The 8170-nt window shown below is 76.2% G+C and carries 5 protein-coding genes and 1 pseudogene; 1 reads left to right on the forward strand and 5 read right to left on the reverse strand.

Going from position 1 to position 8170, the window contains the following annotated elements:
- The 3 genes from E1300_RS45150 to E1300_RS45160 form a co-directional block, all read right to left on the reverse strand.
- The coding region (locus tag E1300_RS45150) for a response regulator (RefSeq protein WP_131763427.1) at positions 1 to 464 on the reverse strand (464 nt) is incomplete at its 3' end.
- Entirely contained in the window at positions 461 to 1702 is a 1242-nt protein-coding gene (locus E1300_RS45155) for a sensor histidine kinase (RefSeq protein ID WP_131763428.1), read from the reverse strand. The genes E1300_RS45155 and E1300_RS45150, both read right to left, overlap by 4 nt.
- Positions 1690 to 3531: a substrate-binding domain-containing protein gene (locus tag E1300_RS45160; protein WP_131763429.1), complete on the reverse strand. Its 1842-nt coding sequence runs from the start codon at positions 3529 to 3531 to the stop codon at positions 1690 to 1692. The genes E1300_RS45155 and E1300_RS45160 overlap by 13 nt, the downstream gene beginning before the upstream one ends.
- A gap of 265 nt (positions 3532 to 3796) precedes the next feature.
- On the opposite strand from E1300_RS45160, the gene E1300_RS45165 reads away from it, so the two are divergent.
- Positions 3797 to 4225, forward strand: a complete 429-nt coding sequence (locus tag E1300_RS45165) for a metallopeptidase family protein (protein ID WP_242619806.1) — start codon at positions 3797 to 3799, stop codon at positions 4223 to 4225.
- Between the two features lie 36 nt (positions 4226 to 4261).
- On the opposite strand, the gene E1300_RS45170 is transcribed toward E1300_RS45165, so the two are convergent.
- Both E1300_RS45170 and E1300_RS45175 read right to left on the reverse strand, forming a co-directional pair.
- A complete protein-coding gene (locus tag E1300_RS45170; RefSeq protein ID WP_131763430.1) occupies positions 4262 to 5734 on the reverse strand; it encodes a DUF5719 family protein in 1473 nt (490 codons plus the stop codon).
- Positions 5731 to 8170 (reverse strand): annotated as a pseudogene (locus tag E1300_RS45175) (glycosyltransferase family 2 protein); the annotation flags it as partial. The gene E1300_RS45170 and the pseudogene E1300_RS45175, both read right to left, overlap by 4 nt.

Raw genomic sequence — 8170 nt, forward strand, 5'->3', positions numbered from 1 at the left:
GGGGGCCCGCGGCGCAGCGCCTCCACGACGGCGCGGCTCGCGGTGGGCGACAGCGGGCTGGAGCGGCCCTCGACCGTGTCGTGGACGGCCGTGATCAGCTCCTCCACGCCGAAGGCGCCGTGGACGAGGTAGCCCGCCGCGCCGTTGCGGATCGCCTGCCCGATGATCGCCGAGTCGGTGTCGTAGGACAGCATCAGCACCTTCGCGATGGCGCTGAGCGGTCCCACGGCGGAGATGCCGTCGGTGCCGGGCATCCGGACGTCCAGCAGGACGATGTCGGGGCGGAGCCGCTCGGCCTGCTCCAGCGCGTGGGAGCCGTCCACCGCCTCGCCCACCACGCGCACCCGTCCGGCCTCCAGGAGGCTCACGAGCCCCGCGCGCACCACCGGGTTGTCGTCGACCACCAGGGCGCGCACCGAGGCGCGCACGGAGCCGTTCACGGCCTCGCCGGCCTCCCCGGTCATGAGGCGTGCTCCGCCGCCTCGTGGGCGTCGTCCATGAGGAACGGGCCGTACGGGACGGTGATCGTGATGGACGTGCCGCTTCCGGGGGCCGAGCGCACGGCGAGCCGCCCGCCGACGCGGCCGGCCCGCTCCGCCATCCCGACCAGGCCGTAGTGGCCCTCGCGGGCGAGGAGGCCGAGCCGTCCGCCGACGGGCACGGTGAAGCCGGCCCCGTCGTCGGCGACGGAGAGCCGGAGCGCGTCCTCGCCCCAGAGCAGCCGGATGTCCACGCGCTGGGCGCCGGCATGGCGTTCCACGTTCGTCAACGCCTCCTTCACGACCGAAATGATCTCGTACCGGACGGTAACGGGGATGTCGACTAAAGGAGGCCCACTTGCCTCAACGCGCACCATGACGCCGGTCGACTCGCTCCACGCGCTGGACAGCCGCCGCACGGCCTCGGGCACCGGCAGCCCGTACGCCTCCTCCCGGAGGTCGGCGATGAGGCCGCGCGCCTCCCGCGCGGCGACCTCCAGCGCGGACAGGATGTCGCGGGCGTCGCGCTCGGCGCGGTCCGGCGCGTCCCGGATCCAGTGCGGCAGGCTCGCCACCGACAGGGTGATGCCCTGGAGGGTCTTGGCGAGCGAGTCGTGCATCTCCCGGGCCAGGCGGGTGCGCTCCTCCGCCGCCGCGACGGCGGTCTCCGCGCGGCGCCGGGCCGCCTCCGTCTCGGCGTACTGGTCGAAGAGCGTCCGCAGGACGATCCCGGCGCAGGCGGCGAGCGGGTAGAACACCGGCAGCGCGACGAGGAGCCCCGCGCTGTGCCGGTCCGGGGCCGGCGCCGCGGCCACCGCGATGTAGCAGAGCGCGATCTGCGCCGTGCAGACGAGCAGCACCGGCCCCCACGTGTACAGGACCCCGGCGACGGCCGCCGTCATGACGGTGAACAGGAAGAACGGGCCGAAGACGCCGCCCTGGGTGAGCACCGCGAACACGAGCAGCGCGTCCAGGCAGCAGAGCAGCGGCACCCGCTGCACGGCGGGCAGGACGGTCCGCCAGGCCATGCCGGCGGCGACGGTCTCCACGCCGATCACGGCGAGGGCGGCGAGGAGGCCGCGGTCCGTCGCGTCGCCCGCCGTCAGGACGACCGCCATCGCGAGCAGGAGCCCGCGCAGCAGCAGGAGCAGCCGGAACGTGACCGCCAGCCGGGTCTGCACCGCGGCGGCGTCGCGGCGGCCGGTCGTGATCAGTCGGGACATACCGGGTCGTCGCAGACGCGGAGCTGGTCGGAACGCAGGAAAAGGCTCATCACCGTCTCGGGTCGGTCGATCCGGAAGCTTCCCCCGTCGGTGACGGCGGCGATCCTCCGGAGGTTCGAGGCGGCCTCCGCCCCGAAGCCGAGGACGATGACGCTCACCGGACGGCGCGGATCGAAGGCCTCCTTCAAGGTGTTGACCGTCCGGGCGTACTCCGTTCGCTCTCCCTCCCGCGGGCCGCCCGCGGTGAAGACCAGGACGACGTTCAGCCGGTCCGCCCGGTAGGTGCGCTCGACCTCCGCGTAGGCGGAACGGATCGTCCGGTAGAGGCCGGGCCGCCGTCCGGGCCGGGCCCGGACGCCTTGCAGCGCCTTCTGGAGGCGGAGGCGCTGCGTGCCGTCCTCCGGCGTGCGCGCGCCGAGCTCCCGGACGGGCTGCAACTGCCGGTACGGCTTGGCCGCCGTGGTCCCCGACAGCGTCCAGAGGCCGAACGCCGAGTCGTCCGGGATGAGGTTGAAGCCCGTGGAGAGGGCCTGGCGCATCGCGCCGAGACGCGTCCCGGAGACACCGCGCCGGTGCGGCATCGGAAGGTCCGCGCCCGCGGACGGGTCGATGACGGCCAGGATGTTCAGGCCCTGCCCCAGCCTCCGCCACATCTCCTGGATCAGGGCGGCGGCGCCCGGACGCACCACCGCCAGCGAGCGCGGCGGCGTGCGCACGGCCCCGTAGCCGACGGGTTCCGTCCCCGCCCCGGGCGCGCTGGACGAGGCCGCGCCGCCGCCGCGCACGACGCCGCGCAGCCCCAGCCCCCGCATGTCGGTGACGGCCCGGGAGGTGCGCAACTCGGCGAGGAAGCGCTGCGCGACCTCCTTGTGCTCGGTGTCGGACGTGGCGACGACGAACGGGAAGTCGAGGTACGGCGTCCCCTGCGACGGGTAGACGGCCGTGAGCCGGGAGGCGGCCTTCCGGACGGCCTTGTTGTACTGGAGGACCGTCTGCTCAGGCACGGCCAGGACCGCGGTGTCCTCGTCCTGCGCCTCGTCCTCGTTCACCGCCTCCAGGCTCCTCCCCTGCGGGAGCGTCTTGGCGGTCCGGAGCATGCGGGTGAACTTGTCCACGCCTGCCCGGCCCGTTCCCGACGACACCTGGAGCGCGAGCAGGGACGCCATGCCCGCGCCCGTCCGCGCCGGATCGGGCAGCCGGAGGCTGAAGTTCGTGCCCTGCGCCGCCTCCCCGGAACCGAAAGCGGGCTCGAACGCGCTCCAGGAGCGCCTTCTCAGCTCGTCCTCGTGCCGCTTGCCGGCGGCGCGGGCCATGGCGAAGACGAGCGGGGACGACGCCACGGAAGGCGCCCGCCCCGCACGCGCCTTCCCGACGAGGTCGGGCCAGAGGGCCGAGTCGGGAATCCACACGTCCGGCGTGCCGCGGCCGCTGCGGAACACGGCGGCGACCTCGGCCGAGTCGCCGGCGACGACCTTCACCGCCGCGCACTCGCCCGCCCGGCGGCTGGCGGCGTTGAACCGGTCGGCGGCGGCCAGCACGGCGGGGGCGATCGCCGGGTCGGCGGAGACCGAGAGCCACTGGTCGGGGCCGTCGCAGCCGGTGCCCCGCATGGCGAGGGCCCAGCCTCCGCCGCCGAGCACCAGCCCCATGCTGAGGGCCACCGCGGCCGCGACGGTGAGCTGGTCACGGCTCCGGCGGTCGCGGCGGCGCGGAGCGGCGGGAGCGGGGCGGGCGGCGGGAGCGGCGGGGGGAACGCGGAGCTCGAAGTCCTCCAGGTGAGAGGGGCCGGCGGGCGGCGGGGCATTCGATTCGGGAGGCGGGGGATTCACGGGAAATCGACCCTTCATGCACCATCAGCCATACGGGACCGGAGGCCACGCCACGCCACTGTAACCACTCCTTTCGCAGCAGAGGTACATAAAAGCGTCGTCCGCCGGGGCGTTCCGGACGTGACCTTGCTCCCTAGGACGGTTTCCGTGACGGCCCTGTGACACATCCGTGCCGACCCGGGGCGGCAGGCGGCGCGGAACGGTGTTCGGAGGAGGTCGGGGCGACCGGGGCGGACGGCGGGGCCGGGCGGGGTAGTCTGGAAACGTGCGATCCCGTGTGGCAGGCGTACGGCGCCGCGATCGGCACGGTCGCGGCCTCCGTGGCCCTCTGACGCCCCCGCAGGCACCGGTCTCGCGGACCCGCGCGGAGCGGTTCGACGACCTCGTCCACGACGAGGTGCGCCGGCTCGTCCGCCGCTGGGGCCGGGAACTGGCCCCGGTCGAGTTCGCCGTGGAGGACGTCCCCGAGGTGGACCCCTGGTCCGAAGGGCCCGTCCCGCTCGGCCAGACCGTCCCCGGCGAGGACGGCCGGTCCGTCCGCATCGTCGTGTTCCGCCGCCCCGTCGAGGCCCGCGCCAAGGGCGAGCAGGAACTCGGGCGGCTGATCCGCGACCTGCTCGTCGAGGAGATCGCCGACCTGCTGGGCCTGTCCCCCGAGTCCGTCGACCCGAGCTACGACTCCCCCGACGACTGATCCGCCGTTGGGCTCCCGGCCGGGCGGCCGGGCGCGTCAGCCGTCGAGCAGGGCGCCCTGCGAGTCGGCGGCCTCCGGCAGCCACTCGGTCGCGGCCGCCGGGGCGACCGGCAGGACGGTGAACAGGTACCCGTCGCCCTTCCCCGTCGCCATCGTGCGGGCCGCGTGCACGGGCGCCGACCCGGGCCGAGGCGTGATCACGATGCCGAAGCCCTGGTCGCCTCCGGCCGGAGCGTCGATCTTCGTCTCCACCGTCCGGCCCGCCGGGATCCTGATCTCCCGCGGCGCCCCGGCCCCCTGGCCGCCCCGGGCGACGACCTGGACGGACGCGGCGCCGTCCGGCGCGGTCAGGATCAGCGACGAGTCGAAGCGGTCGTCGGCGACGACGCCCCCGGTCGTCCGGCCGGGCCCGTCCGGCGTGCCGAGCGGCTCCGTCGCGGTGCCGTAGGCGATGTCGGCTCCCCGGTCCGCCTCGAAGCCCGCGAGGATGGGCCGGTCGGCGACCAGCCGCACGGCGGCCGGCTTCCCCGACAGGGCGCTCTCCAGGGCGACGGCGCTGACGGTCTTGGCGGGGGCGTCCAGGACGTCTTGGCCCTGCGGGGCGAACGCGCCGTCCGGCGTGAGCACCTGCACCTTCACCCGCGCGTCCGCGTCGCCGGGGACCGCCACGAGGAGCCGCCGCTGCCCCGGCCCGCTCGGGATCCCCGGGACGAGCACGGACGGCGCGGGCGCGGGCGACACCGGCAGCCACTCGACGCCCTTCTTCTCCCCGGACCGCGCGCGCAGCGACGCGGCGACCCGCCCGCTCGTCGTGTGGACGTGGAGGGTGAGGTCGCGGGCCGTCTTCACGATGTCGCCGAGCCCCTCCGGCGACGTGCCGAGGCGGACGACGCGGGTGCTGTACGGCTCGACGGGCGTGGCCAGGCCCTCGGTCGTGTCCAGCGGCCCCTCGCCGGACAGCGCGGTGACGTCCACGGACGCGGGCTGCGAGTCGACGTTGGTGAGGTAGAGGTCCAGCGCGTCCGCCGCGATGGGGCCCGGGCCGAGGAACCACAGGTCGGTGGCGGGCCGGGAGCAGCGGACCCCGGCGAGCCCGCGGTCGGGTCCGCCGGACCAGTGGGTCGTCTGCTCGGCCTCCAGCCCCGCCGCGATGCCCCCGCCGGCGCGGACGGTGTAGGAGTCGTCGCTCGTCCCCATGTCCTTGCTCCACCGCTGCCCGGCGGCGTTGATCGACGCCACCGGCGTCCCGGCGTGCGTCTGGACGGCGTCGACCCGCCCGCCGGAGGGCGCGTCCTTGGCGCCGTACGACTGGACGCTGAGCCGTCCGCCCTCATGCCCGGGGCAGACGGACACCGCCGAGGTGATCGGCCCGCGCCTGCCCTTCGCCGAGGCGTCCGCCGAGGGGCGGGAGAGCGAGGCGGCGCCGTACAGGGCCGCCAGGGCGACCAGGACGAGCAGCGCGGTCGCGTACCGGAATCCGAGCAGGCGGACGATCCTGTCCAGGTTCACGACCGCTCCTCCGGGCCCGGGGAAACTTCGAGCGCGCTGTGCGCACCGGAACCGCGGCGCTCACCGGAACGGCGATGCTCCCCCGAACGGCCATGCTCGCCCGAACGGCGCGAACGGCTGGTCTCACCCGAGCTCTGCTCATCCGAACGGCCGCGCTGACTCGAACGCCTATGTTCACCCGAACGACTGTGCTCACCTGAAGCACGGCCGGTCTTCTCGCCCTGCTCCTCATCGGACGGTCCGCGCGGAGCGGGCGTCTCGGCGCCATGGGCCGCCTCGTGGCGGATCCTCCGCCTGAGGCCGCTCACGCGATGCCGGGCCCGGGCCCCGGCACGGCGTCCACGGGACCGCTCGCGGTCGGCCTCGCCGGTGCGCATCAGCGTGTCCGGCTGGGCGCCCGGCAACGCGAGGACGGCCACGAGCAGCACCGCGACCCCCTGCACGGCCACCCAGACGTGCCGCAGCGTCATGCTCCTCGTGAGCCGGAACTCGCCGCCGGACGCGGGGACCTCGTAGCCCTGCGCCCACCCGTCCACCGTCCGGGTCTTGATCTCGCGGCCGTCCAGCGAGGCCCGCCAGCCTCCGTCGGACGGCTCGGCCAGCAGCAGCGTCCGCGTGCCCGTTCCCGGCGGGACGCGCACGAGGGCGCCGGTGCGTCCCGCGGCCAGCGGCGTGACGGTGGAGCCCTCGACGAGCATCAGCCGGGCGGACGCCCCTTGCAGCCGCCAGACGGCGAACGTGTCCGTCCGGCTGAGGCGGCTCAGCTCCGGCGCCGCGTCGAGGACGCCGGTGAGCCGGTCCGACGCGGGACGCGGCACCAGGACGTACTGGATGCCCATGCGGCTGAGGGCGGGCCCGTCATCGCCCTCGCGTCCCGCCGCGAGCCCGGCGACGAGGCCGTCGAGGCGCTCGGCGGCCGCACGGCCCGCCGGCGTCTCGGCCTCGCCCAGCATGGGCCGCGCGTCGCGCAGGACCGTGTAGGAGACGCGCCCGGTGCGCTCCCGGTGCAGGACGAGGGTGCGCGCCCCGCCCGGCGCGTGGACGAACTGCGGGACGGCGTCGGGATCGGTGCGGCCGAGCGGCCCGCCGGCACCGCCGAGGATCCAGCCCGCGGCGGCCAGCACCGGCGCGGTGAGCGCGGCGAGCGCGACCACCGCGCCGCCCGCCTTGTAGATCAGGTGCTTGCCCGCCAGGACCTCCGTCCCCCGCTGGACGGCGGCGGTGGCGGCGAGCAGCACCCCCGCGCCCGCGAAGAGCAGCGCCGTCCCGGGCCAGGCGGGCCCGGTGTCGGCGCCCTTGGTGACGGTCGCGGCGCTCGCGAGGATCGCGACGAGCAGCGCGAAGACGGCGAGCAGCCAGCCGGCGAGGACGGCGGTGCGGCGGCCGCGCAGCGGCAGCGCGCACACGGCGGCGGCGAGCAGCCCGGCCAGGACCCAGCGCGCGGACGTCCCGGGCCCGCCGGGGCTGAGGGCGAGCAGGTCGGCCGCCCCGGCGGGCGCGCCCGGCCGGTGCAGCCCGGCCTCCAGCAGGAAGCGGGACGGGTGCAGGAGCAGCCCGGCCGTCCACGGGCCGAGCAGCAGCGGCGGGACGGCGAGCGCGACGGCGAGGTTGCGGCGCCCCACCCGGCCGGGGCGGTCGAACAGCGCCCACAGCAGCCCGCAGCAGGCCAGCGCGAGCGGCCAGACCAGCGGGACGAACGCCATCGCGACGGCGAGCAGCAGCGCGACCGCCCACGCGGCGCGGCTCGCGCGCTTGCGCGCCGCGCGCGGGCCGGCGGCGAACCGCGGCAGCCCGTACATGCGGGCGACGTTCAGCGCGATCAGCGGCAGCAGGACGTGCACGACGGCGGTGCCGAGCCGGCCGCCCGCGATCGCGCCGGTCGCGGCGGGCAGCAGCGCGTACACGGCGGCGAACCACGCCCGGACGGCGGAGACGGGGATCCGGCGACCGGTGGCGCGGGCGCGGCGGCCGGTCCGCGGCGGCTCCAGGACCAGCAGCCGGGACGCGCGGTAGGCGGTGAGCCCCGCGAGCGGGACGCTGCCCAGCAGCAGGACCGACACCGCGAGCCACGGCTTGCCGAACGACACCGTGGACAGCACCGCGACGATCCCGACCCACGGGGGGCTGCCGGCGTCGGTGCCGAGCCCGACCGGATGCCAACCGGCCGTGTACTGCGCCCACAGGTCGCTCGCCCCGCCCCACGCGGGGACGAGCGCGCCGCCGCCGAGACGGCCCGCCGCCGTGAGCAGCGACCGCTCGGCCGCGACCGCGACCGCGGCGAGCGCGAGGACGACCATGACACCGGGCCGGGCGAGCAGCCGCCGGAGCGGGCCGGGCTCGTCGGGCGGGACGTCGTCGTCCGCTTCGCGGTCGCGCTCGTGGGCGGCGAGGTACTCCGACACCGCCTCGACCAGCCGGCGCACCGCCACCCACCGC

This window comes from Actinomadura fibrosa, from assembly GCF_900659615.1.
In the GTDB taxonomy this organism is placed as follows: domain Bacteria; phylum Actinomycetota; class Actinomycetes; order Streptosporangiales; family Streptosporangiaceae; genus Spirillospora; species Spirillospora fibrosa.